Below are 26,298 nucleotides of genomic sequence, written 5' to 3'. Positions count from 1 at the left end.
GTCACGGCGCGCGCACCCTTAGACATTCCGCTCTGCCGCTCCTATCTAGGCCCCGTGTCCGACTCTTCTTCCCCTTCCGTCCGGTCCTTCTGCGATGAGGCGCTCGGCTTCACCATTCCTTCGCGCAATGCGCGCGGGCGGCTGGTGCGGCTTGGCGCGGCGCTGGACGACGTGCTCTCCGCTCACCGTTATCCGCCGGTCATCGAGAAGCTCGTGGCCGAGGCGCTGGTGCTCGCCAGCCTGCTTGGCGCGCTGCTGAAGGACGAGGTGGGCCAGCTCACCCTGCAGGCGCAGACCGAGCATGGCGTCGTGTCGCTGCTCGTCGCCGATTATCAGGGCGGGGCCGTGCGCGGCTATGCCCAGTTCGATGAGGACCGGCTGGCCGAGCTGGGGGAGAGCCCAACGCTTTTCGGCCTGTTCGGCAAGGGCTATCTGGCCATCACCTTCGATCAGGCGGTGACCGGCGAGCGCTATCAGGGCATCGTGCCGCTGGAAGGCACGGGCCTTGGCGCGGCGGCCGAGCATTATTTCGCCCAGTCCGAGCAGATCCCGAGCATCGTCCACATCGCCGTGCGACACGATCCGGGCGAGGGCTGCATCGGCGCGGGCATGCTGCTGCAGCATCTCCCTGCGGGCGAGGTGGGCCGCGAGCGGCTGCATGTGCGCCACGATCATCCGGACTGGGAGCATGTGATGATTCTCGGCCGGAGCCTGTCCGATGCCGAACTCACCGATCCGGCGCTGCCGCTTTCCGACATCGCCTGGCGCCTGTTTCACGAGGAAGAGGAAGTGCGCGCCTTCGATCCCGTGGCCATCAGCAAGGGATGCCGGTGCGATCTCGATCACATCCGGTCCGTCCTCGGGCGATTCGGGGCGCCGGAGCGGGCCGAGATGGCCGACGAGCGCGGTATCATCGGTGTCGATTGCGCGTTCTGCGCCCGTGTGTTCGAAGTCACGCTCGCGGAATTTCCCGACAGACGCTGATCGAGACGTGACAATTGCTGTCACAGGCGCCCCTTTCGCGCGGCACGACAGGCCGTGCTCTTTTTTCGCCGTAATTCCGGATTACATTGCAAGCGAGGGAAACGGGGTGAGTGACGGCGCGACGATGCCGCCGCTCCCGAACAGGTGGACGAAACACCGGATGCGGACGCGAATATCATTGCCTCTGGCAGGCCTGCTGATCGGCTGGCCGCTTGCCCTTTCCGCCCAGCCGGGAAGGATGGACGCGCTCGCCTCGCTCGAGCGCGGCGAATGGGAACTGCGCGAGCGTCAGGACGGGACGGCCACGAAGCGCGTCTGCCTCGGCGATCCCGGCCAGCTGCTCCAGCCGAATCATTCCGGGCTCCAATGCAAGCGCTTCATCCTGGAGAACAGCGCGCAGCAGATCGCCATTTCCTATGATTGCGGGCGGTCCGGGCAGGGGCGCACGACGCTGCGCGTGGAGACCTCGCGGCTCGTGCAGATCGATTCGCAGGGCGTTTCGGGCGGATCGCCCTTCGCGCTCACGATCGAGGGCCGGCGGGTCGGCGCCTGCCGGTCGACCGCGCTGGCACGCTAGATCCGCTCCCGGACGGCGAGAGAGCGCGCCCGGGGCCATTTCATCCACCACCGATTTGCGCTAGCGCGAGGCCATGGCTTCACAGACACCGATCGCCGTTGCCCTGATCTCGGGCGGGCTGGATTCCATGGTCGCCGCCGGGCTCGCGCGTGAAGCCGGGTTCCGGCTGGCGGCCTTGACCATCGATTATAACCAGCGGCACCGCATCGAGCTGGAGGCGGCGAAGCGCGTCGCGCAGGCAGTCGGCGCGGAGCGGCACATCGTGCTGCCGCTCGATCTCTCGCTGTTCGGCGGCTCGGCGCTCACGGCGGACATCGCGGTTCCCAAGGGCGGCGTGGAGCCGGGCATTCCCGTTACTTATGTCCCCGCGCGCAACACCATCTTCCTCTCGCTCACGCTGGGCCTCGCGGAAGTGGTCGGCGCGCAGCACATCTATATCGGCGTCAACGCACTCGATTATTCGGGCTATCCCGATTGCCGGCCGGAGTTCATCGCGGCGTTCGAGCACATGGCGGCGCTGGCGACGAAGCAGGGCGTGGAAGGGGGCGGCGTGCGGATCGAGGCGCCCCTGCAGCATCTCACCAAGGCGGACATCGCGAAGGAAGCCGCCCGGCTGGGGCTCGACGCGGGCATGAGCTGGTCCTGCTATGATCCCACGCCCGAGGGGCTGCATTGCGGCCTGTGCGACAGCTGCCGGCTGCGGGCGAAGGGCTTCGACGAGGCCGGCCTGCCCGATCCCACCCGTTACGCGACGCGGCCCTGAGGCGCGCCATGAGCTATGCGGTCAAGGAGATGTTCCTGACCCTGCAGGGCGAAGGCATGCAGGCAGGGCGCCGCGCCGTGTTCCTGCGCTTTGCCGGCTGCAATCTCTGGTCCGGCCGGGAAGCGGACCGGGCTGAGGCGGTCTGCCGTTTCTGCGATACGGATTTCGTCGGCACCGATGGGGAGAATGGCGGCCGGTTCGCCTCGGCCGATGCGCTGGCCGATGCCGCCGCCGCGCTCTGGGGCGCGGAGCATGGCGCGCGCTTTCTCGTCGTGACCGGGGGGGAGCCGATGCTCCAGCTCGATGCGTCGCTGGTCGATGCTCTCCATGCGCGCGGCTTCGAGATCGCGGTCGAAAGCAACGGCACGCTCCCCGCGACGCCCGGCATCGACTGGTTGTGCATCAGCCCCAAGGGCGGCAGCACGGTCGTGCAGCGCACGGGCGACGAGCTCAAGCTGGTGTGGCCGCAGGAGGGCATCGACCCCGCCGCGCTGCTGGACTGGGATTTCGGGCAGCATCTGGTGCAGCCAATGGATAGCGGCGCCGAGGAGATCAATGCCGCCAACCGCGCCGCCGCCATCGCACTGGTCATGGCCGACAGCCGCTGGCGTCTCTCGCTCCAGACGCACAAGCTGCTGGGGCTGAAATAGGGCAGGGCACCAGCGCCCGCGCTTCGGAGGGCGAACCGTCCGGCCCCGGCCGGGCAATCTATTCCGAAGCGACGGTTTCCGTGTCGTCGTCCTCGCCCTGTTCGCGGGGCACGTTGGTCTGGCTGACATTGCCGGCATTGTCGACGGCGCCGACTCCATCCGCCTTCACCGCGTCGAGATCGGTCATCGAGTCGTTGACCGTGCCGTCGACGACTTCCATGTCGCGCATCTCAACGGTGTTGCCGGTCGTGTCGCTCCCGCCGCCGCAGGCCGCGGCGAGAAGGCAGAGGGAAGCGATGCAGGCGAGGCGTCCGGCGGAAAGGTGCGTCCGATCCATTTCTGTTCTTCTCCTGTCGGGGCGGCCATGTGCCATTATTGATGAGACCCGAGCGGCGACCGCGAAAGGCGGACCTTAGTTTCGCGAGGCCGGACCCTCAAGTGTGCGATGAATCGTCCGTTGGTATCGTCCCGATGGCGGACAGCATGGCCGGCAGATGCGCCGCCAGCGCGGCATCCAGCCGGGCCATGTCGGCGGCAAGGCCGAGATCCTGCAGGCTGGTGACGCCGAAGGCGCGGATGCCGCAGGGGACGATGCCGTCATAATGCGCGAGATCGGGCGCGACATTGATGGCGAGTCCATGCAGCGTCACCCATTTGCGCAGCCGCACGCCGATCGCGCCGATCTTCGCTTCGGTGCCGTCCGGCCCCGTCGTCCAGACGCCGACCCGCCCGTCCGCCGTCCACGCCGTCACGCCCAGGTCGCCGAGCGCGGCGATCATCCATTGCTCCAGCCCCTGGACGAAGCGCCGCACGTCGCGGCCGCGCCGGGCCAGGTCAAGATTGAGATAGACGACCCGCTGTCCCGGCCCGTGATAGGTATATTGGCCGCCCCGCCCGGTGACGTGCACCGGAAAGCGCGGCGCCAGGAGATCGCTTGCCTGCGCGCTGGTGCCGGCCGTGTAGAGCGGGGGATGCTCGACCAGCCAGATGCGCTCGGGCGCGGCGCCTTGCGCAATGGCGGCAGCGCGCGACTCCATGTCGGCGAGGCCTGCCTCATAATCGAGGAAGCCCGGCTCGACGCGCCAGTCGATCGCGGCTGCCGGGCCTGTGGCGCTCGCGAGACTGGCAGGCAGGGGAGAGGAAAGCGACATCGCTCTGGCAGATGGGGCGCGCGGCGAATTTTCGCAAGCGCCGCGCCGCCTCTGGCACTGGCCCGGGAATTTGCCTATCGAGCGCCCAGCAGGAGCGAACATCGTTGAACAAGATCGATCTCAATCTCGTCTGGGCGGATGCCAGGGCCATGGGCAATGCCAATCGGGACCTGCTGACGGCCATCGCCGGCATGTTCCTGCTGCTGCCCAGCCTCGTGGCGGAGCAGTTCATGGTCCTGCCCGCCGCGCCGGCGGGCGCCGAGCCGACCGGCCCGGAGCTGATGCTGCGGCTCGCCGAATATGCGACGCTCAACTGGCCGGTGATGCTGGTTTACAGTGCCGTCACGTCCTTCGGCATGCTGGCGCTGCAATCGCTGCTGCTGCGCGCCGAGCGGCTGACGGTGCGCGAATCGCTCCAGGCCGCGCTGCTGTTGCTGCCCGGCTTCTTCCTCGCACGGATCATGCAGGGGCTCGGCGTCTCGGCGGGCCTCTTTCTGTTCATGCTGCCGGGTTTCTACCTGATCGGCCGTCTGGCGCTGATCGCGCCCGTTGCGGCGGCCGAGCGGCTGACCAATCCGCTTCTCATCCTGCAGCGCAGCGCGCAGCTCACGCGGGGCAATGGCTGGCGCATCTTCGCGCTGCTGGCGCTCATCTTCTGCGTCATGCTGGTCATCAGCCTCGTCGCGACATCCGTCACCGGGGTCATTGCGGAGCTGTTGCTGCCGCGGGACGCCGCCGATTTCGCCATGACGCTGGTGGGCTCGCTGCTTGAGACCGTGCTCTCGCTGATCATCGTGCTGGTGACGGCGGCGCTCTATCGCGCTGCCGCGGCGCCGGCTGCACGATCCTGGTCCTGATCGGCGCCTCTTCTTTCCTGAATCAGGCTCCTGCGTTCACGCCCAGGTGACGCGGGGCGGCAGGCTCATCAGGATGGCGTCGATATTGCCGCCGGTCTTCAGGCCGAACAGCGTGCCCCGGTCATGGACGAGGTTGAACTCGACATAGCGCCCGCGCCACTCGAGCAGGTGCGCTTCCTCTTCCGGGGTCCAGGGTATGTTCATGCGCCGCCGGACGATCCGGGGGAACACGTCGAGGAACGCTTCGCCCACGGCGCGGGTGAAAGCGAAGGTCGCGTCGAATTCGCCTTCGAGATGATCGTAGAAGATGCCGCCCACGCCGCGATGCACCTGGCGGTGAGGAATGTAGAAATAATCCTCCGCCCATTTGCTGAAGCGCGGATAGTCGCCCGCCTCGTGCGCCTCGCAGGCCGCGCGGAAGGCCGCGTGGAAATCGGCAGTGTCCTCGGCATAAGGGATGGGCGGATTGAGGTCCGCGCCGCCGCCGAACCAGCGCTTGGTGGTGACCAGCATGCGCGTGTTCATGTGGACGGCGGGCACATGGGGATTGGCCATGTGCGCGACGAGGCTGATCCCGGTGGCGAAGAAGCCGGGCGCTTCGTCCCCGGCGCCGTGGATGGTCCGGGCGAACTCGGGCGAGAAGGCGCCGCCCACGGTCGAGACGTTGACGCCGACCTTCTCGAACACCTTGCCTTTCATCACGCCGCGCACGCCGCCGCCCGCGCCGCCTTCCTCGATGGGGCCGGCCGGCTGTCCGTCCGCCTCCCGCCACCAGGAGAGATAGTTGAAGGCGGCATCGCTTCCCGCTTCGCGCTCGATGGCCTCGAATTCCGCGCATATGCGCGTGCGCAAAGCCTCGAACCAGTCGCGCGCGGCCTGTTGTTCCGTATCGAGCATGGTCTTCCTTGGTCCGCTGCCCTCTCGGGATGCTCCCGGGGCGGTCAATCTGGATAGAGGCCGGTTTGCCTCATCGCCTCGCCGAGCGCGATGCCCGTTGCGACGGCGAGATTCAAGGAGCGAAAGCCCGGCGCCATGGGAATGCGCACGCGCAGGTCAGCGCGCGCATGCAGTTCCGGCGGCAGGCCCGCGCTCTCGCGGCCAAGGAGCAGGATGTCGGTCGCTTCGAATCGGGCCTCCGGCAGCCGGACCGCGCCCAGGCTGGTGAGGGCGACGAGCCGGGCGCCGGCATTCAGCCGGGTGGCGGCGAAGGCGGCGAAGTCGGCATGGCGCGTGACGTCGACCTGGCCGCCATAATCCATTGCGGCCCGGCGCAGCTGTGCGTCCGAGGCGGGGAAGCCGCATGGCAGCACGATGTCGACCGGCACTTGCCAGCACGCCGCGAGCCGCAGGATGGTGCCGACATTCCCCGCGATGTCCGGCTGGTAGAGAGCGATGCGCATGCGGGGCTTCTAGCCGCTGCGGGTCGCGGGCCACAATCCTGTCCCGCCTGTCACCAACCGGTCAAAAAAGCTGTGCGCCCGCACAAAATGAAGGTTGGCAAATCGCGATCAACGGCGCTATCAGGCGCCCGGACGCGGCCGGGAAACCGGGCGCGCGGCGCGTCGCATCATGCCCGTGACCAGCAGCCTTCCGGCCTCCACAGGCTCAGGCGGCCGTGTCGGGGAGAATGGCGGAGCGGCGGCCGCATCCGCGATTGAGGCCCGCCGTCGCATTCGTGCCGGCGGCCGGGCAAAGGGAGGCAATGACGTTACATGGCCACTGAAGTGCAAGGGACGGAAGCTGTCGTGAGTGAAGGCGAGGGCGTCCGGCGTCGCGACTTCATCAATATCGCAGCGGTCAGCTTCGCGGGCGTCGGCGGTCTCGCCGTGCTTGCGCCGCTCATCAACCAGATGAACCCCAGCGCGGACGTGCTGGCGCAGGCGACGACGGAAGTCGATCTCTCGGCCATCGCGGAAGGGCAGGCGATCAAGGCCGTGTTCCGCTCGCAGCCGCTGTTCGTGCGGCATCTGACCGCGAAGGAAATCGCCGAGGCCGACGCTGTGGATCCCAGCTCGCTGCGTGATCCGCAGACGCTGGAAGAGCGCACTGTCGACGGCAAGAAGCAGTGGCTCGTCACCATGGGCGTGTGCACCCATCTGGGTTGCGTGCCGCTCGGGGCTGGCGAAGGCGAGAATCGCGGCGAGTTCGGCGGTTATTTCTGCCCCTGCCACGGTTCGCATTATGATACGGCGGCCCGCATCCGGAAGGGCCCTGCGCCCCTGAACCTGCTGGTGCCGACCTATCAGTTCACCTCCGACACCGCCATTCTCGTAGGCTGAGGAAAAAGATAATGAGCTTTCCCTGGGCTGAGCATTACACGCCGAAGCATCCGGTGATGAAGTGGGTGGACGAGCGTCTGCCCCTTCCGCGCCTCGTCTACAACGCGGTTGGCGCTGGCTATCCCGTGCCGCGCAACCTCAATTATTTCTGGAATTTCGGCGTCCTGGCGGGCCTCGCGCTGACCATCCAGCTCGTCACCGGCATCATCCTCGCCATGCATTATGCGTCGAATGCGGGGGTTGCCTTCGACTCGGTCGAGCATATCATGCGCGATGTGAACTCGGGCTGGCTGCTGCGTTACGCGCATGCCAACGGCGCGAGCTTCTTCTTCATCGTCGTTTATCTCCACATCTTCCGCGGCCTTTATTACGGCTCCTACAAGGCGCCGCGCGAGATGGTGTGGCTGCTCGGCGTCGTCATCTTCCTGCTGATGATGGCCACGGCCTTCATGGGCTATGTGCTTCCCTGGGGCCAGATGAGCTTCTGGGGTGCCCAGGTCATCACCGGCCTGTTCGCGGCGATCCCGGTCGTCGGCGAGCCGGTCCAGACCTGGCTGCTGGGCGGTTTCGCGCCTGGCAATGCCACGCTCAACCGCTTCTTCTCGCTGCACTATCTGCTGCCCTTCGTGATCGCGGGCGTCATCATCCTGCACATCTGGTCGCTGCACATTCCCGGTTCGTCCAATCCGACGGGCGTGGAAGTGAAGGGCCCGCAGGATACGGTGCCGTTCCATCCTTATTACACGGCCAAGGATGGCTTCGGGGCAGGCGTGTTCCTCATCCTGTTCGCGCTGCTGCTGTTCTTCGCGCCGAACGCGCTGGGCCACCCGGACAATTATATCCCGGCCAATCCCATGTCGACGCCGGCCCATATCGTGCCCGAATGGTATTTCTGGCCGTTCTACGCGATCCTGCGCGCCTTCACGATGGACCTCACCATTCCCTTCACGGGCCTGGTGCTGATCCCCGCGAAGCTGCTCGGCGTGCTGGCGATGTTCGCATCCATCCTGCTGCTCTTCTTCCTGCCCTGGATCGACACGTCGCCGGTCCGCTCGGGCAACTATCGTCCGCTGTTCAAGAAGTTCTGGTGGCTGCTCATCGTTGATGTGCTGGTGCTGGGCTATTGCGGCGGTGCGCCGGCCGCGGAGCCCTATGTGATGATCAGCCAGATCGCATCGGCTTATTATTTCGCGCATTTCCTCATCATTCTGCCGATCATCGCGTCCATCGAGCGGCCTCTGCCGCTTCCGGGCTCGATCACCGAGGCAGTGCTGGCGAAGAGCAAGTTCAAGGGCGAGCGTGAGGCGCTCCCGGGCATGGGCAGCGACACGCAGCCCACCGGCGTGGCCTAACAAGGGGGTAGACGTCCATGGTTCGTTTTCTTGGCGCCCTTGTGGGCCTGTTCTTCTCGGGCATGCTGCTCCTCAGCTTTCTCTGGGGTGCAGTGGCCTATGTCAGCGCGCCGCCGGAGCCCACGGCGGAGACGGAATTCCACGAGCATCCGCGCAAGGCCGGGTTCAGCTTCACGGGTCCGTTCGGTCATTATGACCGTGCACAGCTCCAGCGCGGCTTCCAAGTCTACACGGAAGTGTGCTCGGCTTGCCATTCGCTCCATCAGGTCGCGTTCCGCAGCCTGAGCGACCTCGGCTACAACGAGGCGGAGATCAAGGCGATCGCCAAGGCCCGTCAGGTGCCCTCGATCGACCCCAACACCGGCGAAGCCGCGACTCGCGAGGGCATGCCCGCGGACAAGTTCCCGCTGGTCTATCCCAATGAAGTGGCGGCCCGCGCGGCGAACAACAATGCGATCCCGCCGGATCTCTCGCTGATCGCCAAGGCTCGCCACGACGGCGCGAATTATGTCTATTCGCTGCTGACGGGCTATCAGGCGCAGCCGGCCGAGCTTCTGCGGAAGTTCCCCGATTCCAAGACCGGCGAGGGGCTGCACTACAATCCCTATTTCGCCAACCTCAACCTCGCCATGGCGCCGCCGCTGACGGCCGAGGGGCAGGTGACCTATGGCGAGGGCCAGCCCCGCCCGACGGTTGACCAGATGGCGAAGGACGTCTCGGCGTTCCTGATGTGGGCCGCTGAGCCCAAGATGGAAGCACGCAAGAGCACGGGCATCGCGGTGCTGGTCTTCCTGATCTTCGCGACCGTCTTGGCCTATATGTCCTACCAGAACATCTGGGCGAACAAGGAGCATTGAGGCCCGCGGCCTTGCTACCAGTGAATTGAAGAGGGGCGGTCTCCATGAGGCCGCCCTTTTTCGTTGGGAGACATGCGGGAGGCCGGCCGTTTGAAGAAGGGCCGGTCAAGGCCCGTCGGGCACAAGGATGATGATGGCGATCGGGCAGTGCGATGGCGCAAAGGGAGGAATTGGCAGCGGGGCCGGTGCCTAGAAATCGGGCCATTGGCCCTCGGCATCATTATGATTCAGAGGCCGCCGAAGCACCCGCTGAGGATCAGCCGGGCTCGCGCATCCGGATGATCCGCGCCGGAACGCCGCCCACCACGGCGCAGGGCGGCACGTCCTTCGTCACCACGGCGTTTGCGCCGACCACGGCATTGGCGCCGATGGTGATGTTCCCCAGGATCACGGCCCCGGCACCGATCTGGACGCCGTCGCAAATGATCGGCTTGGCGTTCTGGTCCGAGGGGTCCGCGATGCCGATCGTCGTGTTCTGCCGGATATAGACGTCCGAGCCGATCGAACGCGCGCCGATGATGATGCCGCCGAAATGGTCGATGCGCAGCCGCCGGCCCACGGGTACGTTGTAGGAGAGCTTGATGCCGCAGACCCACTCGCTCATCTTGAACATGACGCGATAGACGATGGTGAAGGGCGCGCGCAGAATCTTCGGGCGAACGCTCATGCGCCAGTTGCCGAACCGGTGCCAGAACAGCGTCCAGAAGCCCTGGCTGAACCAGTCGCGATCATGCGTGGCGAAATCCTCGGCGACCAGCTTCCAGAAGCCGACGCCCGGGGGATTGGCATTCACCGCACCGTCGGGCAGCGGGGGCGCCTTGGGCTTTGCATTGCCTTTGGGCGCGGGATGAAGTTCGGCCGGGCCGCTCATCGCCGGCCTCGCACGGTCTTCCCGTCCGGCCGCGCCAGCAACGGGTCCCCAAGGAAAAGCGGGGTAAGGACGAAGCGTCCGAAATCGGGGAAGAAACGGGCCGGCAGCGTGGCGCCCCGCCCGCGCAGGCCATTCTGCAGGACGTTCACCAGCGCACCGCCGAGCCGTGCCAGCGCCACGAGGCGCGCGCCGGTCCGGCCACGGGTTTTTACATGATAAAGCCGCCAGCTGTCGTACCAGTAGCCGGGCTGCGGCCGATCCTGCACGCGCCCGCCCTTCATCCCGGTCGCGGCCCCGGCGACATGCACCACGCGCGCTTCCGGCACATACCAGATCGCGTGCCCGGTCTTCCGCAGCCGCCAGAGCAGCTCGGTTTCCTCGAAATAAAGGAAGAAGTCGGGATCGAAGAAGCCGACCTGCCGCAGCGCATCGAACCGCATCATGAAACCGGCGCCGGTCACCCAGTCGACCGGCTGTCGGCCCAGGTCGGCCGGCATGGCCACGTGCGAATCGCGCAGCAGGCGGGAGACGAAGCCCAGCCCGCAGGCCGTGGCGAACTCGCTGGCGGCACCGGGAAACCGAAACGCCGCCGTCACCCGTTCGCCGTCCGGCCGCACGACGGACGCGCCCGCCGCCGCTGCCGAGGGGGTATCGTCTAGAAATGTCGCGAGAATGTCGATCGCTTCATTGTCGAGCCGCGCATCGGGGTTGAGCAGGAAGACATAGGATGGCGGGTCCGGCCGCCGCGCGAGGGCTTCCAGCACCACGTTGTTGCCGCGCCCGAAGCCGTGATTCTCGCTTTCCAGATGGAGCGTCACCCGGCCGCCCCACTGCTTCGCCTCATGCGCCGCCCGCAGTGTCTCGCCATCGTCGCCTGCCGAGCCATTGTCGATCAGGTGCACGTCCACGGATCGTCCGCCATGGGTGCGCGCCAACACGCTCTCGACGGCGGCGATCGCGAGATCGGCTGTGCGGTAATTGACGATGATGACGGAGATATCCGGCTTCAAGCGTACATGTCCGTTCATTGCCCCACCACGGATCGACCGTGCGGCTCTATCATGGGCCCGGCGCCGAGACAAAGGGCGAAGGGCGACCCCGGGCGGGCCGCCCCCGGCTCATCTCATGACGCCAGCAGCGCCTTCGCCCAGGATTGCAGGTCCTTGCCCATGGCCCCGTCACGGCAGGCGAGCGCGAAGTTCGCCTGCGCGAAGCCGAGCTTGGAGCCGCAGTCGAAGCGCTCACCGTCGAACGTCACCCCGTGGAAGGGCTGCTGGCCGATCAGCTTCGCCATCGAATCGGTGAGCTGCACTTCGCCGCCCGCGCCGGCTTCCTGCGTGGCGAGCAGGGCCATCACTTCGGGCTGGAGGATGTAGCGCCCTGGCAGCATGAGGTTGGAAGGCGCGGTGCCGAGGCTGGGCTTCTCGACGAGGCCCTTCACTTCGGTCAGCACGCCGTCGCGCGCACCCGGGTCGATGACGCCGTAGCTCGGCGTATCCTCCATCGGCACTTCGAGCGCGCACACGAGGTTGCCGCCGACCTTCTCATATTGCGCGACCATCTGGGCAAGGCAGCCCTTTTCGCGGCCGATCAGCAGCTCGTCGGGCAGGATGATCGCGAAGGGCTCGTCTCCCACGATGTCGCGCGCGCACCAGATCGCATGGCCGAGGCCGCGCGGCTCCTGCTGGCGCACGAAGATGGCGTTGCCCGGCGTCAGCCGTGTGCCGGCGAGCGCGTCCACGCTCTTGCCCCGGTCCGCCTGCGTGCGCTCCAGCTCATAGGCGATGTCGAAATGGTCCTCGATCGCGCCCTTGTTGCGCCCGGTGACGAAGATCATCGTCTCGATGCCCGCTTCCAGCGCTTCGTCCACCGCATACTGGATCAGCGGCCGGTCGACGACCGGCAGCATTTCCTTGGGGACAGCCTTGGTTGCAGGAAGAAAACGGGTGCCGAGACCGGCGACAGGAAAAACGGCTTTGCGGATTTTCAACCTGTTACCCCCCAATTGTGGAATCATTCGAACGATGAGCGTGCGCTATCCGACAACCATGTAGAAATCTCGATACCAGGCGGCAAAGCGGTGCAAACCTTCGGCGAGCATCACTTTGGGCTGATAACCGGTCAGATCCCGCAGCTTGCTGATGTCCGCCCAGGTGGCGGGCACGTCGCCCGGCTGCATGGGGCGCATCAGCTTTTCGGCGCGGCGGCCAAGGACGGTCTCGAGGATCTCGATCATGTCCATGAGGCCCACGGGCTTGTTGTCGCCAATGTTCAGAATGCGGTTCTCGTTCGCCGGGGGCGGATGATCGAGCGCGCCGACCAGGCCGTCGACGATGTCGTCGACATAAGTGAAGTCGCGCGCCATGGCGCCCTCGCCATAGACCTCGATTGGCTCCCCCGCGAGGATCCGGCGCGTGAAGTTGAAATAGGCCATGTCCGGCCGGCCCCATGGCCCATAGACGGTGAAGAAGCGCAGGCCGGTCTGCGGGAAGCCGTAGAGGCCGGCATAGCTTTCGCTCATCAGCTCGCAGGCGCGCTTGGTCGCCGCATAGAGCGAGGCGGGCTTGTCGACCGCATCGTCCTCGCGGAAGCCGGCACCCGAGAAGGTGCGGCTGCCATAAACCGAGCTGGACGAGGCATAGACGAGATGCGCGAAGCCGGGCGCGTGGCGGCAGGCTTCCAGCACCGCCAGATGTCCGGCCAGGTTGGAGCGCTCGTAGGAGAAGGGATGGTCCAGGCTGTAGCGCACGCCTGCCTGCGCCGCGAGATGCACGACCCGCACGATCCCATGTTCGCGCATGATCGCGGCGACCGCGCCGGGATCGGCAATGTCCGCCTCGATCATCCGGAACCCCGGGCAGGACTGGAATGTGGCGGCGCGCGCCCGTTTGAGCGCCGGGTCGTAATAATCGTTGAAATTGTCGAGGCCGATCACCCGCTCGCCTTGGGCGAGCAGGCGATGGGCGGTCGCATGGCCGATGAAGCCGGCCGCGCCAGTCACCAGGATTGGCGCGGCGCCGTTCACCGACCGACCGCCGAATAGGTCAGGCCGGCAGCTTCCACCATGTCGCGCGGATAGATGTTGCGCAGGTCAACCAGGACCGGCGCGCGGAGCAGCGACTTCGCGCGCGGCAGGTCGAGCGCACGGAAGGCATCCCATTCCGTGACGATCACCAGCGCGTCGGCATCTTCCATCGTTTCATAGGCATTGCCGCAATAAGTGATGTCCGGCAGGTCTTTCCTCGCCTGCTCCATCCCTTCGGGATCAAAGGCACGGATGGTGGCGCCGGCATCCTGCAGCGTCTGCACGATGGCGATGGCGGGCGAATCGCGCATGTCGTCGGTGTTGGGCTTGAAGGTGAGGCCCAGCACCGCGATCGTCTTGCCGCGCACGTCGCCGCCGCAGGCATGGATGACCTTGCGGCCCATGGCCCGCTTGCGCTGGTCGTTCACGGCCACGACTGCCTCGACGATGCGCTGCGGCGCTTCATGATCCTGCGCGGTCTTCAGGAGAGCAAGCGTGTCCTTGGGGAAGCAGGAGCCACCATAGCCCGGCCCGGCATGGAGGAACTTGGAGCCGATCCGGTTGTCGAGCCCGATGCCGCGCGCCACGTCCTGCACGTCCGCGCCCACCTTCTCGCACAGGTCGGCGATTTCGTTGATGAAAGTGATCTTGGTCGCAAGGAAGGCGTTGCCGGCATATTTGGTGAGTTCCGCGCCGCGGCGGCTCATCTCGATGATGGGCGAGCGGCCCAGCGCCAGCGGGCGGTAGATCTGGCGCATCACCTCGAGCGCGCGCGGATCGTCGCTGCCGATGACGACGCGGTCGGGCCGCTTGAAATCGTCGATCGCGGCGCCCTCGCGCAGGAATTCCGGATTGGAGACCACCGCGAAATCGGCGTCGGGATTGGTCTGGCGGATGATCCGCTCGACTTCATCGCCCGTTCCGACGGGGACGGTGGACTTGTCGACGATCACGGTGAAGCCCTTGAGCGAGGCCGCGACTTCCGCTGCCGCGGCATAGACGTAGCGCAGGTCCGCATGGCCATCGCCGCGGCGTGACGGGGTGCCGACCGCGATGAACACGGCATCTGCCTCCGGCACGGCGCTCGCGAGGTCGGTGGTGAAGGAGAGGCGCCCGGCCGCGACATTATTGGCGACGAGCTGTTCGAGGCCCGGCTCGAAGATCGGGATGCGCCCGGCGAGCAGGGCTTCGATCTTCCCTGCGTCCTTGTCCACGCAGATCACGTCGTGGCCGAAATCGGCAAAGCAGGCTCCGGAAACCAGGCCGACATAGCCCGAACCGATCATCGTGATTTTCACCCGAGCAGTTCCTCTTCGCTTTGATTGATGAGCATGATTTTGCCCCCGAGGCGCAGGCCTCCGGGGCGTTGGCCGGCTTCTAGCGGCAAGCGGCCTTTCTTGTCCCGAACTTCTTTCAGGATTTCAGGTTCGGCTTCAAGACGAACCAGACATAAGCGACAACGCCGACCAGCAGCAACACGCCCACTGCGTGCAGCAGCAGATTGTCGTTCTCGATCGCGTAGTTGCCCGCCTGGTTGGCAATGGCGCAGCCGAGCGCGGGCGGCAGATAATCGATCATGCGGTCCGGGGGATTTTCCATGGAGGACCGCTGGAGGAAAAGCACGATAATGCCGGCGAAGATCGCAAGCGAAAGCCAGTCATAGGCTGTTTCCATCAATCATCTCCGCGCGCAAGAAACAGTTAATCGCAATTTTGTCGTGATACGGCGCATGCGCTAAATTTTCTGACTGAAAAAGGCAAAGCGATTCACGATGTTTTTGGAAGCCATGGCTGACAATTAGGCCAGCCGCCTCCATAACGGGACATGCCATCAGTCCCCGGCTTGCAATGGCGAGGCGAGCGGCTAGGACTTCATCGGTGCCGCAGAGGCTGAAGTGGGAGCGACAATTGCGTAAAGGGATCATTCTGGCCGGCGGGTCGGGCACGCGGCTCTACCCGCTGACCAAGGCCGTCTCCAAGCAGCTCATGCCGGTGTACGACAAGCCGATGATCCACTACCCGCTGTCGGTGCTGATCCTGTCAGGGATCCGCGAGATCATGATCATCACGACGCCGCAGGACCAGGCGGCGTTTCAGGCCCTGCTCGGGGATGGCTCCGATCTTGGCCTTTCGCTGCATTATGCGGTGCAGCCGCAGCCCGCCGGGCTTGCACAGGCCTATCATATCGGCGCCGACTTCGTGGGGACTTCGCCTTCCGCGCTGATCCTGGGAGACAATATCTTTTATGGGCACGGGCTCACCGAACTGCTTCGCTCGGCCGCGGGCAGGCAGGATGGCGCCACCGTCTTCGGCTATTATGTCAGTGATCCGACCGCTTATGGCGTCGTCTCCTTCGATGGCGAGGGCAGGGCCGAGACGATCGAGGAGAAGCCGCAGCGCCCCAGGTCCAATTATGCCGTAACTGGCCTCTATTTCTACGATGGCAAGGCCGTGGAGCGCGCGCAGGGTCTGGCCCCTTCATCGCGCGGCGAACTGGAGATCACCGACCTCAACCGCCTCTATCTCGAGGCGGGCGAGCTGTCCGTCGAGATCATGGGGCGCGGCTACGCCTGGCTGGACACCGGCACGCACGGGTCTCTGCTCGATGCCGCCAATTATGTGCGCATCACCGAGGAGCGGCAGGGTCTCAAGATTTGCTGCCCGGAAGAGCTGGCGTGGCGCGCGGGTTTCATCGATGATAGCCAGCTCCAGCGCCTGGCCGAACCGCTGCGCAAGTCCGGCTATGGAGAATATCTGCTCAAGCTGCTGGAGCGCGGCATCGCATGAAGGTGGTCGAGACTGCGATCGCGGATGTGCTCATCATCGAGCCCAAGCTGTTCGGTGACGAGCGGGGCTTCTTCATGGAAAGCTGGAACGCGCGGACCTTTCGCGAGGCGGGGCTCGACATCGATTTCGTGCAGGATAATCACAGCCGCTCCTCGCGCGGTGTGCTGCGGGGCCTGCATTATCAGCAGCCGGGCCCGCAGGGGAAGCTGGTGCGGGTCACGGCCGGGGCGGTGTTCGACGTGGTGGTGGACATGCGGCGCAGCTCGCCGACGTTCGGCAAATGGGTCGGTGTGGAGTTGAGCGCACGCAACAAGCGCATGCTGTGGGTGCCGGAGGGCATGGCCCATGGCTTCCTCTGCCTCGAGGACGGCACGGATTTCCTCTACAAGTGCCGGGGCTTCTACGATCCGGCCAATGAGCACAGCCTGTTATGGAACGATCCGGCGATCGGCATCGCGTGGCCGCTGGACGGCATCGCGCCACAGCTTTCCGCTAAGGATCAGGCAGGCGCGCCGCTTGCCGAGGCAGTCACGTTCCCATGAAGGTCGTCATCACCGGCGCGGGCGGCCAGCTGGGTCGCGCCTTGCAGGCCAGCGCTCCGACACTTGCGGACATAGTGGCGCTCGGCCATGCGGACCTCGACATTGGTGACGAAGATGCGGTCGCCGCGCTCGTCGGCGAACTGGCGCCGGATCTCATCATCAACGCGGCAGCCTATACTGCGGTGGACCGGGCGGAGAGCGACGCGGACGCGGCTTATCGCGTCAATGGCGTGGGGCCCGGCAACCTGGCGGCCGCCGCTGCGGCGCGTCAGGCGCGCTTCGTCCATGTTTCGACGGACTTCGTGTTCGATGGCACTTCCGGATCGCCTTATGCGCCGGATCACCCGACCGCGCCGCTCGGCGTCTACGGAGCCAGCAAGCGCGCGGGCGAGCAGGCTGTGCTCGCTGCCTGCCCGCATGCGCTGATCGTCCGGACAGCCTGGGTCTATGGCGTCACGGGCGGGAATTTCGTCCGAACGATGGTGCGGCTCATGGCAGAGCGTGAGGAGGTCCGCGTGGTGGCGGACCAGATCGGCACGCCGACATTCGCCGGCAGCCTCGCCGGAGCGATCTGGGCGCTCGATGCGGCGGACGCACGCGGCATCCATCACTGGACGGACAGCGGCGCGGCGAGCTGGTATGATTTCGCGGTGGCCATACAGGAGGAAGCGGTGGCGCTCGGCCTGCTGACGCGCGTCGTGCCGGTGCTGCCGATCGCCACCAGCGATTATCCCACGCCGGCGCGGCGCCCGGCCTATTCGGTGCTGGAGAAGAGCGCGGCGGTGGCGCTCGTCGGGGCACCCGCGCCGCACTGGCGTGTCAATCTTCGCAACATGCTCGGAGAGATCAAGGCGAATGGCTAATCTGCTCGTCACTGGCGGCGCCGGCTTCATTGGAGCCAATTTCGTTCATTACTGGTCGGCGCATCATCCCGATGACAAGGTGACCGTGCTCGATGCGCTCACTTATGCGGGCAACCCGGCCAATCTCCATGGGCTGGACCAGGTCGATCTCATCGTGGGCGACATCTGCGACACGGCGCTGGTCGAAAATCTGCTCATCCGGCACGAGATCGACACCATCGTCCATTTCGCTGCCGAGAGCCATGTGGATCGCTCGATCACCGGGCCGGACGCGTTCGTCACCACCAATGTCATCGGCACGCACAGCCTGCTCAAGGCCGCACGCAAGCTCTGGCTGGACACCGGCTCGGGTCGGCCGCACCGCTTCCATCACGTCTCGACCGACGAGGTCTATGGCTCGCTCGGTCCCGATGATCCCGCGTTCAGCGAGACGACGCCTTATGCGCCCAATTCACCTTATTCGGCGAGCAAGGCGGGCTCGGATCATCTCGTGCGGGCCTATCACCACACTTATGGGCTGGATGTGACAACGAGCAATTGCTCGAACAATTACGGGCCGTTCCAGTTTCCCGAGAAGCTCATTCCGCTCTTCCTGCTCAATTGCCTGTACGGCCGCAATCTGCCGATCTACGGCGACGGCATGAACGTTCGGGACTGGCTCCACGTCGAGGATCATTGCCACGGCATCGAGAAAGTGCTGCAGGCCGGCCGGGCGGGCGAGACCTACAATATCGGCGGCGGGCAGGAGCTGCCGAACCTGACCGTGATCGAGGAAATCTGCGCAACCGTCGACCAGGCGTTCGATGTGGATGCCAGCCTTGCCCGGCGCTTCCCGGACGCGCCAGCGGCCAGCGGGAAGCCTTCCGCGAGCCTCAAGACCTTCGTGACCGATCGGGCGGGACATGATCGTCGATACGCGATCGACGAGACCAAGGCCCGGAGCGAGCTCGGCTATGCGCCGCGTCGCACGTTCCGCGAGGGGTTTGCGCAGACGCTGGCCTGGTATCTTGCCAATGAGGGCTGGTGGCGGCCGCTGATCGAGCGCGCCGCGCAGGCGCGCTGAGCGGGGCCTGTCTCTGGCGCCGGCCGCCGTCGGCCGGATCGCCTCGTCTCCATGAAGAAACGGCCGGTGATGCGGCCGGCCGTGCTTCCCTGTCCTGCGGTGCGGTGGCGACCGCTCAGTCGCCCTTGCTGAAATAGTCCGTATATTTGCCGTACGAGCCGTAGGAATAGCCATAAGGATCGCCGACGCCGCCATCGTAGCGGTTCAGCACCGATCCGATGCACTCGACGGGATCCAGGAGGCGAATGGCATCGCTCACCTGGCGCTGGCTGTTGCGCCCCTGCTCGATCACCATGAGATAGGCATCGATCTGCGAGGCGACGACCATGGCGTCGTCATTCGCGAAGACGGGCGGCATGTCGAACAGGACGAGATGATCGTCCGGCAGTGTGCGCAGCGACTGGATGAAGGCCGCGAACCGTTCGCCGGCGAGGAGCGGCATCGTCTCCATATTATTGGGGAAGCAGGGGTAGAGGATGAGGTTGGTGCCGTCCACGTGGCGGCCGATCGCCCGCAGGTCGTCCGTCTCGCTATTGAGAAAGCGCTCGAGGCCGATCTCGCCCGTCAGGCCGAAATTCGCGGCCAGCGACGCGCGCCGGATGTCGAGGTCGAACACATGAACGACATGGTTCGGTAGCCGGCTCAGCGTGGCGGCGAGGTTCGCCGTCAGGAACGACTTGCCCGCGCCCGGCGCCGGCGAGGTGACGCCCAGCAGCTTGTGGCCGCGCCCCTTCATCCGCTTGACGAGCTGCGAGCGCAGCAGGCTGAACGGCCGCGACGAGACGTGGCGGCTGTTGAAGCCCACGACATGGTTGTCCTCAAGGACCTGCCATTCCGGGGTGAACAGCGCCACTTCGCTCTGGCTCGGAATCCGGAAAGCGGCGGCCTCGGTCCTCGTCGACACGATCTGATCAGACAATGGTCAAACTCCTTCGGCGCGCTGCGCTATTTCTTCTTCTTTTTCGGCTCGTCGTCCTCGTCCTCGTCGTCATCATCGTCACTGCCGCCGAAGGGCCACAGGGCCTTCCAGCCTTTCCGCTGACGCTCGCCTTTGCTGAGGATCGTGGGGATGACGACCAGCGGCGCCTCGCCGGTGGCAAGCGCGACGGCGCCCGCGTCGCGAATGGGCTTCATGACGAGTTCGATGAGGAGGATGAGGCCAAGACCGAGGGCAAGGCCTGCGCCGGTGACCATCGCGATGATCATCGGGCGGTTCGGCGATACCGGCTCGTCGGGAATGGCGGCCGGGTCGATCACCGAGAGACGTTCGCCCTGCTGCTCGTCCTCTGCCTTCTGGCCGGCCTTTGCCGCCATGAGCTGGTTCGAGACGCGCTGGTAATTGGTATTGAGGATGTTCAGCCGTTCCTGGAGCTGGGAGATTTCCTGCTGCACCATCGGGGCCCGGGCCTGCGCCCCGGCGATGGCCATCTGGCGCTCCATCTCGGCGGCCCGCGCTGCCTGGAGGGCCGCGAGCTGGCGATTGTTGAAGGCGATCTGCGCCTCCACCCTGTCCATCGGGATGCGCTGCTGATTGACCTTGCCCAGCTCGCGCGCTTCCTCGAGCCGCTGCTTGGCCAGCACCACGTCGGGATGCCGCTCCGAATATTTGGAGCGGGCCAGCGCCAGATTCTGCTCGGCCTGCGCCACGATCGGATCACGCTCTGCGGCAGTCTGGGTCATGTCCCGCTGCGCGTTGAGCTGCATGTTCGAGGCCTGGAGCGCGGCGATCTGCCCGTCGAGACTGCCGAGCCCGCTGCCGCCGACATTGTTCACGAACGAGAGGCCGTTGCGGGCCTTCACGTCAGTGATCTGGCTGGAGAGCTGCTGGATTTGCGCGGCGAGTTCGGCTTCCTGGTCGGAAAGGAACTGGACGGTGCTGACGACCTGCTGCGCGGTCTTGCTGGAATCGATCTGGAGCACGCGCTCGGTGAGCGCCTGGGCCACGGCCTGCGCCTTGACCGGATCGGAATAGGAGAAGCTCATCCCGAAGGCGATGGTGCTGCGCTGGCCGCGCGCGCCGGACTGGATGTCCGCGCGCACGGGCGCGATCTCGATGTCGGAGCGCATCTTGCTGATCACTTCGGACAGCGAACTCGTGCTCAGTTCGGTCTGATAGAGGCCATTGCGCTGGATGAGTTCGATGAGCTGCGGGCGGCTGAGCACCTGCTGGCGGATGCGGGCGATGCGCTGGTCGACGACTTGCGCGCCGGTCATGTCCAGCGCGACTTCTCCGGCCAGGAGCGGCGCTTCCACCAGCAGCACGGCGCGGGACTGATAGCGCGTGGGCAGCAGGAATGCCGCTGCGATGGCGGCGATGAGCGCCAGAAGCGTCGGGATGATCACCAGCCATTTGCGCTGCATGATGATCGAGGGCAGATACGGAATGAACGAACTGCGGCTCGTCTCGTCCGCCATGTCGTAGTGAACCTGAAGATTGTTCATAGGATTCTGCCCAAGCTGTACCGCAGCCCCACCGTACCTGAGAAATTCGGGTCGCGCGGCACGATCGAATCGTAGGTATCACTATAATTGAAAGAAACGATACCCGACAGGCGTTCGAGGATCTGCCGGCTGTAGGTCACGCTCGCCCTGCCGTACTTGCCGCGCCTGTTGGCTTCGTTGCGCAGGGAACTGGACTGCGAATAGGAGGCGTTGAGATTGATGTTGCTGCGCGGCGTCAGCTTGTAGCTGTAGGAGGCGCCGAACAGGGTCGCGGTCGATGTGCCGGAAACGGACGTTGGCGAGACGCGGCGGGAGCCGTTCAGGCAGAAGCGGCCGCGCTCGCCGCGATAGCACAGGCCGGCGGAGCCCGCGAACGAGGTGTGGGTCTGACTCACTCCGCCCACGTCCGTCTCGGAGAAGGTGATGCCGCCGCTGGCATTGAAGGACAGGCGCGGCGCGAGCTGCGTGGTCACGATCAGGTTCGGCGAGATCACCGTGCCGCCGCCAGCGGAACCCGAGCGGAACTCGTTCTTGTTGATGTCCACGCCCGCGCCGATCGACGTACTGCCGCTGACGGCTCGCATGTAGGAGACACCGCCGCCATAGGAATCGTAGCCGCGGGCAACCGACTGCGTGGGCGGCATGGTCACGCGCGTCGCGCGGGCCGAGAAGTTGAGCGTGTCGCGCGGCGACAGCGTGTAGGAGAGCCCGGCGCTCGCATTCGCCGTTTCCGTGCGCAGTTCGTAGCTGGCCGCGGCATCGGGATCGACGATGATGGGATCGTCCTCCTCGTCCGGCAGCCCCGTAATCGGGTCGTTGACCGGGTAAAGGGCATTGCGCACCCGGCTGGAATAGCTGGCGCCAAGAGTGAAGGAGGCCAGCGGGCTGATCTGCTGAGCGGTGCTGCCCGACAGGGTGTAGTCCGTGGTGCTGTTGTAACGCCGCGTGAACTGCGTGTGTGTGATCCGTCCGTTGATCCGCGTCGAGCCGGTGGGGGAGGTCATCACCAGGGTGGGTGCGAGAGTCGCGCTCGCCGTGCCGGAAGCGGCACTGCCCTGGCGCGAGCCATAAGGATTGGTCGACACGCCGCCGTCGACCAGGATGTCGCTCGACAACGTGGTCTCCGCCGTCGCCGCCGTGCCGGCGAGGAGGAGGATGGCCGGAGCGCAATGTCCGGCCAGCCGCAATGCTGTCATGGTACGATCACCGTATCGCCGACCTGGATCTGCGGAATGGCCTGCGCCGCTGTCTCGGAAAGATTGCCCTTCATCGCGCCGCCGAGGCGGAACTTGATCGAGGTCAGTTCCTTGCCCTTCTTGCGGATGATGGTGATGTTGTCGAGATTGGCGAACTCGTCGGGCCCGCCGGCCATGGTGATGGCCTCGATCAGGTTGACGTAGCGGCCCGGCGTGAAGGTGCTGGGCCCCCGCACCCGGCCGATGACCGAGAAAGTGAAGCCGCTGGGCGCCTGGATGGTCACGGTCACCTGCGGCGGATCGCCGCGATACTGGCTGGCCAGACCGTTGGAAATCGCCGTCTCCACCTGCTCGGGGAGCATGCCTTCCGCCATCACGCGGCCGACCAGCGGAAATGAGAATGTGCCGTCGGGCAGGACGCGGATGCTGCGCTGCAGTCGCTCTTCGCCCCAGACGTAGATTTCGATCTGGTCGCCCGGATTGATCGTGTAGGGGCGGTCGGGAAGTGCGGTGAGAGCGGAAGGCGCGGTCTGGGCGGGCGCCGGCGTGTCCTGTGCCGCCGCCGGGGCCGAAATCGCCATGAACAGAGCCGCTACCGGCCACATCTTCGCGGTAAATTGCACGCGTGAAATCCCTCTTGCTGGCCTTGGACCGGCGCTTCATATACCAAAACAACATGTCGTCACTACGTAAAAGCTGGGTTAACGATGGACCGAGCGTTGGTTACTTAGATTGCCCCCCGTCCTGAAGCCTTGTAAGCGCGTCGCCTGTTTTTCGATTTCGAGATGCGCGTCATGAACGACTTGGCTCAGCCTGTTTCCTTTCGGGACGATTCCCTGGTCCGGTCGCAGGCGCCCCGTCGTCGACGGGTCCCGCTGCTCCTGCTCTTCGCGGCCGCGGCATTGCCGGCCACGCTCGGCCTCACGGCCTGCAAGAGCCCCTCGCAGAAGGCGGCGGAGCTGGCGCAGCAGGCCGATGCCTATGCCCAGTCCGGCAATCTCGTCGCCGCTCGCGATGCGATCTCGCAAGCGATCGCGCTGCGCGAGGATGAGGCGAGCTATCATCAGCTGGCCGGCTCGATCTCGATGGGACTGGGGGAGCCGGTGCGGGCCTATCGCGCTTTCCAGCGCGCGCTGGAATTCGACGCGACCAACCGCATCGCTCTTGCTTATGTCGCCAATCTCGGTGTCCAGGTCGGCCAGGTCGCCGAGGCCGAGGATGCCGCGGACAGACTGCTGACGCTCGAACCGGATGCCTTGCCCGCGCTTCAGGTCAAGGGGATGATCGCGCTCTCGAGGAACAAGTTCGAGGACGCGCGCGGCTATGCCGACCGGATTCTCGCGGTCAACCCGACGGATCCCGCCGGCTCGGTTATCAAGGCGCGCTCGCTCGCGAAGGAAGGCAAGGCCGAGGAAGGCCTCGCATTGATCGACAGTGCGCTCGCCAGCGGTGCGGAATCGATGCCGTTGCTCGTCAACAAGCTCAACATGTATCGTTATCTCGGCCAGCCCGAGCCGATGGTGCCGCTGGCCGAGCGGCTGGTGGACATGAGCAAGGGCGCTCCACGTTTCCGGCTGGACCAGATCAATCTGCTTTACAAGCTGGGGCGCAAGGACGAGGCGCGCCGCGCGTCGCTGGCTCTGCTGGCGGCGGGGTCGCGGGATCTCGATGATTATCGCACCTTGCAGCGCATCTGGTGGCAGTATGACGATACGCCCCTGCCGGATGCCGCCGCGCGCGACGCATCGCGCTGGAAGGAGCCGGGCGCGGTCGTCCAGACGGCGCGCTACCTGTTCCTCAAGGGCGATCTGGCGGCAGCCGATGGGCTCGTTCGCACCGCGCCGCGGAAGGCCCAGCCGCTCCTCGCATCGCTCAAGGCGCGCATGTTCGCCGCTGCCGGCCGGAGGGAGGAAGCGCAGCGGCAGGTCGACGCGCTGCTCGCGAAGGACGGGCAGGATGTCGATGCGCTGATGCTCAAGGCGCAGTTCGCCCAGGCCGCGAAGGACATGGATGCGGCGGTCGAGGCCGCGCAGCTCGCCCAGACGAACGACCCGCTCAATCCGGAGACCTATGTCGTCCTGGCCAATGTCTATCGCGCCCAGGACCTGGACTGGCGAGCGAAGCAGGTCTTCGAGGACGGGTTTCGCGCGCTGCCGCAAAACTTCTATCTGGCGGAGAAATATACGCAATATCTTCACCAGTTGGGCGATAGAGGCAGGGCCATGTCAGTCGCTCGTACCCTCGCACGCGCCATGCCTTCATCCGAGCACGCGTGGCGGTTCTTTGCGGCGGAATGCCAGGCTTCCGGGAGTGCGGGCTGCATGCAGGCCGCCCAGGCCGGGCTGGAGAAGGCAAGGACCGCCATTCTGGTCGATGATCCGCCGGGAACGCCTCCCGATCGTGGTCTTTTCGGCCGTATCTGACGAACCGTTCGAACAGCGTGGAATGACATGAGCAGCGGCAAGCGTCAGAGCAGAAACAAATATGTACGCTTCACCTCGAACGTTCTGCGTTCTGGGGGCATCATCAATGACGCGCTGTGCTTCCTGCTCGCTTATGCCCTGACGGTTCTCATCTACAACGGCTGGTACGGCTATTATTACGACGTGCGCCTGCATTCGAGCGGCGTCATCGTGATGGCGATCAACTTCTTCCTCATCCGCATCTCGCGCGATGCCTATTCGGCGTTCCGCGGCCAGGGCGATGATCTGGGAAGCGGGATGTTCCTCGATTTCATCGTGGCGCTGATGCTGACCGGCTTCACGATCCTTCAGTTCGGTCAGGCGCCGGACCTGACTTTGCGGTTCGCCGTGCTGTTCATCGTCCTCTGCTTTTCCCTGCTCATCATGAGCCGCCTGCTGTTCCGCCGGATCGTCTGGATCGGAATGCGGCAAGGCATGATCGGGCAGCGCGTCGCGATCTACGGCGCCGATCGGGATGTCACCAGCCGGCTGCTCGAGCTGCTGGAGATCGAGCGCCTGCCGCACATCAACATCATCGGCTTCGCGGATGACCGGCGCACGCGGGTGGAAACCGGCATGATCGGTCGCTTCCCGTTCCTGGGCGGTTTCGAGGAATTGCTGGAGCTGGCGCGGCAGGGCATGCTCGACCAGATCATCGTCGCGCTGCCGCTGGTCCAGCAGGACCGGCTCAATCGTATCATCGAGGAGCTGAGCGCAGGCGCGATCGACATCTGCATCATGCCGCGCGAATTCCTCGTGCTGCGGGATCGCTATCAGGTGAATTATATCGGGTCGCTGCCGGTGCTCAGCATCTGGCAGACGCCGGTGCGCGATCTCGACGGCCTGCTCAAGGAAGTGCAGGACCGGCTTCTGGCCCTGATCGGCCTCATCGCGCTCGCGCCCTTGCTGCTGCTGACCGCCATCGCCATCCGGCTGGAAAGCAAGGGCCCCATCCTGTTCCGCCAGAAGCGGTTCGGCTTCAACAATCTCGAGATCGAGGTGCTCAAGTTCCGCTCGATGTATGTCGACCGGCAGGACGAGAGCGGCGGCCAGCGCACCCGCAAGGGCGATCCGCGCATCACGCGGGTGGGGCGAATCATCCGGCGCACGAGCATCGATGAATTGCCGCAGCTCTGGAACGTGTTGCGGGGGGAGATGTCCATCGTGGGCCCGCGTCCGCACGCGCTCGCCATGCGCGTGGGCGATGCTTATTATCATGACGCGGTGCGCGGCTATGCTGCCCGTCACCGCGTGAAGCCGGGCATCACCGGGCTTGCCCAGGTGCGTGGCCTGCGCGGCGAGATCGACACGATCGAGCGCGCCAAGCAGCGCGTGGAATATGACATCTATTATATAGAGCACTGGTCGCCGCTGCTGGACCTGCGGATCATCATGGAAACGATCCTGCGGCTGGTCTGGGATCGTCATGCTTATTGAAGGACGCCTTCCCGACGCCCGGGCAGGGGGCCTTGACCGGGCCTTGGTCCTGTTGGCAAGGTCCGCGCGACGCCCGGGCCGGCGGGCGGCGGGGCGGTCCTGCGCTTCCGGCATCGCGAGAAGGGATCGACCTTGCAGTCC

At 65.6% G+C, this 26,298-nt stretch carries 28 protein-coding genes; 14 read left to right on the top strand and 14 right to left on the bottom strand.

Annotation, left to right across the window (positions count from 1 at the left end; translation table 11 throughout):
* Nucleotides 1-54: 54 nt before the first annotated feature.
* From hslO to queE, 4 genes are all read left to right on the top strand, one after another.
* Nucleotides 55-984, top strand: coding sequence for an Hsp33 family molecular chaperone HslO (gene hslO / locus SLG_RS17025; RefSeq protein WP_014077751.1), 930 nt, complete (start codon nucleotides 55-57; stop codon nucleotides 982-984).
* Between the two features lie 238 nt (nucleotides 985-1,222).
* On the top strand, nucleotides 1,223-1,561 hold the full coding sequence (locus tag SLG_RS17020; RefSeq protein WP_158512736.1) for a DUF3617 domain-containing protein: 339 nt from the start codon (nucleotides 1,223-1,225) through the stop codon (nucleotides 1,559-1,561).
* A 73-nt stretch (nucleotides 1,562-1,634) separates the two neighbouring features.
* Entirely contained in the window at nucleotides 1,635-2,324 is a 690-nt protein-coding gene (queC, locus tag SLG_RS17015; protein WP_014077749.1) for a 7-cyano-7-deazaguanine synthase QueC, read from the top strand.
* Nucleotides 2,325-2,332: 8 nt separating this feature from the next.
* Nucleotides 2,333-2,974, top strand: coding sequence for a 7-carboxy-7-deazaguanine synthase (gene queE, locus SLG_RS17010; RefSeq protein ID WP_014077748.1), 642 nt, complete (start codon nucleotides 2,333-2,335; stop codon nucleotides 2,972-2,974).
* A gap of 58 nt (nucleotides 2,975-3,032) precedes the next feature.
* On the opposite strand, the gene SLG_RS17005 is transcribed toward queE, so the two are convergent.
* Both SLG_RS17005 and lipB read right to left on the bottom strand, forming a co-directional pair.
* Nucleotides 3,033-3,311: a hypothetical protein gene (locus tag SLG_RS17005; protein WP_051003801.1), complete on the bottom strand. Its 279-nt coding sequence runs from the start codon at nucleotides 3,309-3,311 to the stop codon at nucleotides 3,033-3,035.
* 97 nt (nucleotides 3,312-3,408) lie between these two features.
* Nucleotides 3,409-4,125: a lipoyl(octanoyl) transferase LipB gene (gene lipB, locus SLG_RS17000; protein ID WP_014077746.1), complete on the bottom strand. Its 717-nt coding sequence runs from the start codon at nucleotides 4,123-4,125 to the stop codon at nucleotides 3,409-3,411.
* Between the two features lie 104 nt (nucleotides 4,126-4,229).
* Here lipB and SLG_RS16995 point away from each other — a divergent pair, with 104 nt between their 5' ends.
* Nucleotides 4,230-4,982, top strand: a complete 753-nt coding sequence (locus SLG_RS16995) for a hypothetical protein (protein WP_041392161.1) — start codon at nucleotides 4,230-4,232, stop codon at nucleotides 4,980-4,982.
* Between the two features lie 36 nt (nucleotides 4,983-5,018).
* Here SLG_RS16995 and hemF read toward each other — a convergent pair whose 3' ends face one another.
* A complete protein-coding gene (gene hemF, locus SLG_RS16990) occupies nucleotides 5,019-5,879 on the bottom strand; it encodes an oxygen-dependent coproporphyrinogen oxidase (RefSeq protein ID WP_014077744.1) in 861 nt (286 codons plus the stop codon).
* A 44-nt stretch (nucleotides 5,880-5,923) separates the two neighbouring features.
* Nucleotides 5,924-6,382 (bottom strand): tRNA (cytidine(34)-2'-O)-methyltransferase, encoded by a 459-nt coding sequence (locus tag SLG_RS16985; RefSeq protein ID WP_014077743.1) that lies wholly within the window; start codon nucleotides 6,380-6,382, stop codon nucleotides 5,924-5,926.
* Nucleotides 6,383-6,694: 312 nt separating this feature from the next.
* Between SLG_RS16985 and petA the strand changes: the two genes are divergently transcribed.
* From petA to SLG_RS16970, 3 genes are read left to right on the top strand one after another with little or no spacing between them, the layout of a single operon-like run.
* A complete protein-coding gene (petA, locus tag SLG_RS16980) occupies nucleotides 6,695-7,261 on the top strand; it encodes a ubiquinol-cytochrome c reductase iron-sulfur subunit (protein WP_014077742.1) in 567 nt (188 codons plus the stop codon).
* 11 nt (nucleotides 7,262-7,272) lie between these two features.
* Nucleotides 7,273-8,613, top strand: coding sequence for a cytochrome b (locus SLG_RS16975; RefSeq protein WP_014077741.1), 1,341 nt, complete (start codon nucleotides 7,273-7,275; stop codon nucleotides 8,611-8,613).
* 17 nt (nucleotides 8,614-8,630) lie between these two features.
* Nucleotides 8,631-9,470, top strand: coding sequence for a cytochrome c1 (locus tag SLG_RS16970; RefSeq protein ID WP_014077740.1), 840 nt, complete (start codon nucleotides 8,631-8,633; stop codon nucleotides 9,468-9,470).
* Between the two features lie 256 nt (nucleotides 9,471-9,726).
* Here the strand turns inward: SLG_RS16970 and SLG_RS22375 are convergent, their stop codons facing one another.
* The 6 genes from SLG_RS22375 to SLG_RS16940 form a co-directional block, all read right to left on the bottom strand.
* Complete coding sequence (locus SLG_RS22375; protein WP_014077739.1) at nucleotides 9,727-10,341, bottom strand: serine O-acetyltransferase; 615 nt, start codon at nucleotides 10,339-10,341, stop codon at nucleotides 9,727-9,729.
* The gene (locus SLG_RS16960; RefSeq protein ID WP_014077738.1) at nucleotides 10,338-11,369 is read right to left on the bottom strand and encodes a glycosyltransferase family 2 protein; all 1,032 of its coding nucleotides are present in this window, start codon (nucleotides 11,367-11,369) and stop codon (nucleotides 10,338-10,340) included. The genes SLG_RS22375 and SLG_RS16960 overlap by 4 nt, the downstream gene beginning before the upstream one ends.
* A gap of 95 nt (nucleotides 11,370-11,464) precedes the next feature.
* Complete coding sequence (locus SLG_RS16955; protein WP_041392159.1) at nucleotides 11,465-12,358, bottom strand: UTP--glucose-1-phosphate uridylyltransferase; 894 nt, start codon at nucleotides 12,356-12,358, stop codon at nucleotides 11,465-11,467.
* 18 nt (nucleotides 12,359-12,376) lie between these two features.
* A complete protein-coding gene (locus SLG_RS16950; protein WP_014077736.1) occupies nucleotides 12,377-13,366 on the bottom strand; it encodes an NAD-dependent epimerase/dehydratase family protein in 990 nt (329 codons plus the stop codon).
* Entirely contained in the window at nucleotides 13,363-14,664 is a 1,302-nt protein-coding gene (locus SLG_RS16945; protein WP_014077735.1) for a UDP-glucose dehydrogenase family protein, read from the bottom strand. Before SLG_RS16945 ends, SLG_RS16950 begins: the two co-directional genes overlap by 4 nt.
* Nucleotides 14,665-14,779: 115 nt before the next feature.
* Nucleotides 14,780-15,040, bottom strand: coding sequence for an XrtV sorting system accessory protein (locus SLG_RS16940; RefSeq protein ID WP_014077734.1), 261 nt, complete (start codon nucleotides 15,038-15,040; stop codon nucleotides 14,780-14,782).
* A 233-nt stretch (nucleotides 15,041-15,273) separates the two neighbouring features.
* Between SLG_RS16940 and rfbA the strand changes: the two genes are divergently transcribed.
* The 4 genes from rfbA to rfbB are packed head-to-tail and all read left to right on the top strand — an operon-like array spanning nucleotide 15,274 to nucleotide 18,620.
* Nucleotides 15,274-16,152, top strand: a complete 879-nt coding sequence (gene rfbA / locus SLG_RS16935) for a glucose-1-phosphate thymidylyltransferase RfbA (protein WP_014077733.1) — start codon at nucleotides 15,274-15,276, stop codon at nucleotides 16,150-16,152.
* Nucleotides 16,149-16,694, top strand: coding sequence for a dTDP-4-dehydrorhamnose 3,5-epimerase (gene rfbC / locus SLG_RS16930; RefSeq protein WP_014077732.1), 546 nt, complete (start codon nucleotides 16,149-16,151; stop codon nucleotides 16,692-16,694). Before rfbA ends, rfbC begins: the two co-directional genes overlap by 4 nt.
* Nucleotides 16,691-17,557 (top strand): dTDP-4-dehydrorhamnose reductase, encoded by an 867-nt coding sequence (gene rfbD / locus SLG_RS16925; RefSeq protein ID WP_014077731.1) that lies wholly within the window; start codon nucleotides 16,691-16,693, stop codon nucleotides 17,555-17,557. Before rfbC ends, rfbD begins: the two co-directional genes overlap by 4 nt.
* Entirely contained in the window at nucleotides 17,550-18,620 is a 1,071-nt protein-coding gene (rfbB, locus tag SLG_RS16920; RefSeq protein WP_014077730.1) for a dTDP-glucose 4,6-dehydratase, read from the top strand. The genes rfbD and rfbB overlap by 8 nt, the downstream gene beginning before the upstream one ends.
* Nucleotides 18,621-18,735: 115 nt before the next feature.
* Here rfbB and SLG_RS16915 read toward each other — a convergent pair whose 3' ends face one another.
* The 4 genes from SLG_RS16915 to SLG_RS16900 are packed head-to-tail and all read right to left on the bottom strand — an operon-like array spanning nucleotide 18,736 to nucleotide 22,881.
* Nucleotides 18,736-19,539: a CpsD/CapB family tyrosine-protein kinase gene (locus SLG_RS16915; RefSeq protein ID WP_014077729.1), complete on the bottom strand. Its 804-nt coding sequence runs from the start codon at nucleotides 19,537-19,539 to the stop codon at nucleotides 18,736-18,738.
* 26 nt (nucleotides 19,540-19,565) lie between these two features.
* The gene (locus SLG_RS16910; protein ID WP_014077728.1) at nucleotides 19,566-21,062 is read right to left on the bottom strand and encodes a GumC family protein; all 1,497 of its coding nucleotides are present in this window, start codon (nucleotides 21,060-21,062) and stop codon (nucleotides 19,566-19,568) included.
* Nucleotides 21,059-22,258 (bottom strand): hypothetical protein, encoded by a 1,200-nt coding sequence (locus tag SLG_RS16905; RefSeq protein ID WP_014077727.1) that lies wholly within the window; start codon nucleotides 22,256-22,258, stop codon nucleotides 21,059-21,061. Before SLG_RS16905 ends, SLG_RS16910 begins: the two co-directional genes overlap by 4 nt.
* Nucleotides 22,255-22,881, bottom strand: coding sequence for a polysaccharide biosynthesis/export family protein (locus SLG_RS16900; RefSeq protein WP_231848695.1), 627 nt, complete (start codon nucleotides 22,879-22,881; stop codon nucleotides 22,255-22,257). Before SLG_RS16900 ends, SLG_RS16905 begins: the two co-directional genes overlap by 4 nt.
* Before the next feature lie 171 nt (nucleotides 22,882-23,052).
* On the opposite strand from SLG_RS16900, the gene SLG_RS16895 reads away from it, so the two are divergent.
* A complete protein-coding gene (locus SLG_RS16895; protein WP_041392156.1) occupies nucleotides 23,053-24,681 on the top strand; it encodes a tetratricopeptide repeat protein in 1,629 nt (542 codons plus the stop codon).
* Nucleotides 24,682-24,708: 27 nt separating this feature from the next.
* Entirely contained in the window at nucleotides 24,709-26,157 is a 1,449-nt protein-coding gene (locus tag SLG_RS16890; protein ID WP_014077724.1) for an undecaprenyl-phosphate glucose phosphotransferase, read from the top strand.
* Nucleotides 26,158-26,298 lie beyond the last annotated feature (141 nt).

The organism is Sphingobium sp. SYK-6, assembly GCF_000283515.1.
GTDB lineage: Bacteria > Pseudomonadota > Alphaproteobacteria > Sphingomonadales > Sphingomonadaceae > Sphingobium > Sphingobium lignivorans.
This window is presented reverse-complemented; position numbering and strand designations above follow the sequence as displayed.

Coding starts and splice junctions, on each gene's coding strand:
- SLG_RS22375 (WP_014077739.1), bottom strand. CDS start 10,341: ATGAGCGGCCCGGCCGAACTTCATCCCGCGCCCAAAGGCAATGCAAAG.
- SLG_RS16970 (WP_014077740.1), top strand. CDS start 8,631: ATGGTTCGTTTTCTTGGCGCCCTTGTGGGCCTGTTCTTCTCGGGCATG.
- lipB (WP_014077746.1), bottom strand. CDS start 4,125: ATGTCGCTTTCCTCTCCCCTGCCTGCCAGTCTCGCGAGCGCCACAGGC.
- SLG_RS16910 (WP_014077728.1), bottom strand. CDS start 21,062: ATGAACAATCTTCAGGTTCACTACGACATGGCGGACGAGACGAGCCGC.
- SLG_RS16955 (WP_041392159.1), bottom strand. CDS start 12,358: ATGATTCCACAATTGGGGGGTAACAGGTTGAAAATCCGCAAAGCCGTT.
- queC (WP_014077749.1), top strand. CDS start 1,635: ATGGCTTCACAGACACCGATCGCCGTTGCCCTGATCTCGGGCGGGCTG.
- petA (WP_014077742.1), top strand. CDS start 6,695: ATGGCCACTGAAGTGCAAGGGACGGAAGCTGTCGTGAGTGAAGGCGAG.
- rfbB (WP_014077730.1), top strand. CDS start 17,550: ATGGCTAATCTGCTCGTCACTGGCGGCGCCGGCTTCATTGGAGCCAAT.
- SLG_RS16940 (WP_014077734.1), bottom strand. CDS start 15,040: ATGGAAACAGCCTATGACTGGCTTTCGCTTGCGATCTTCGCCGGCATT.
- SLG_RS16890 (WP_014077724.1), top strand. CDS start 24,709: ATGAGCAGCGGCAAGCGTCAGAGCAGAAACAAATATGTACGCTTCACC.
- SLG_RS16895 (WP_041392156.1), top strand. CDS start 23,053: ATGAACGACTTGGCTCAGCCTGTTTCCTTTCGGGACGATTCCCTGGTC.
- SLG_RS17005 (WP_051003801.1), bottom strand. CDS start 3,311: ATGGATCGGACGCACCTTTCCGCCGGACGCCTCGCCTGCATCGCTTCC.
- queE (WP_014077748.1), top strand. CDS start 2,333: ATGAGCTATGCGGTCAAGGAGATGTTCCTGACCCTGCAGGGCGAAGGC.
- rfbD (WP_014077731.1), top strand. CDS start 16,691: ATGAAGGTCGTCATCACCGGCGCGGGCGGCCAGCTGGGTCGCGCCTTG.
- SLG_RS17020 (WP_158512736.1), top strand. CDS start 1,223: ATGGACGCGCTCGCCTCGCTCGAGCGCGGCGAATGGGAACTGCGCGAG.
- SLG_RS16960 (WP_014077738.1), bottom strand. CDS start 11,369: ATGAACGGACATGTACGCTTGAAGCCGGATATCTCCGTCATCATCGTC.
- SLG_RS16975 (WP_014077741.1), top strand. CDS start 7,273: ATGAGCTTTCCCTGGGCTGAGCATTACACGCCGAAGCATCCGGTGATG.
- SLG_RS16905 (WP_014077727.1), bottom strand. CDS start 22,258: ATGACAGCATTGCGGCTGGCCGGACATTGCGCTCCGGCCATCCTCCTC.
- hemF (WP_014077744.1), bottom strand. CDS start 5,879: ATGCTCGATACGGAACAACAGGCCGCGCGCGACTGGTTCGAGGCTTTG.
- rfbC (WP_014077732.1), top strand. CDS start 16,149: ATGAAGGTGGTCGAGACTGCGATCGCGGATGTGCTCATCATCGAGCCC.
- SLG_RS16985 (WP_014077743.1), bottom strand. CDS start 6,382: ATGCGCATCGCTCTCTACCAGCCGGACATCGCGGGGAATGTCGGCACC.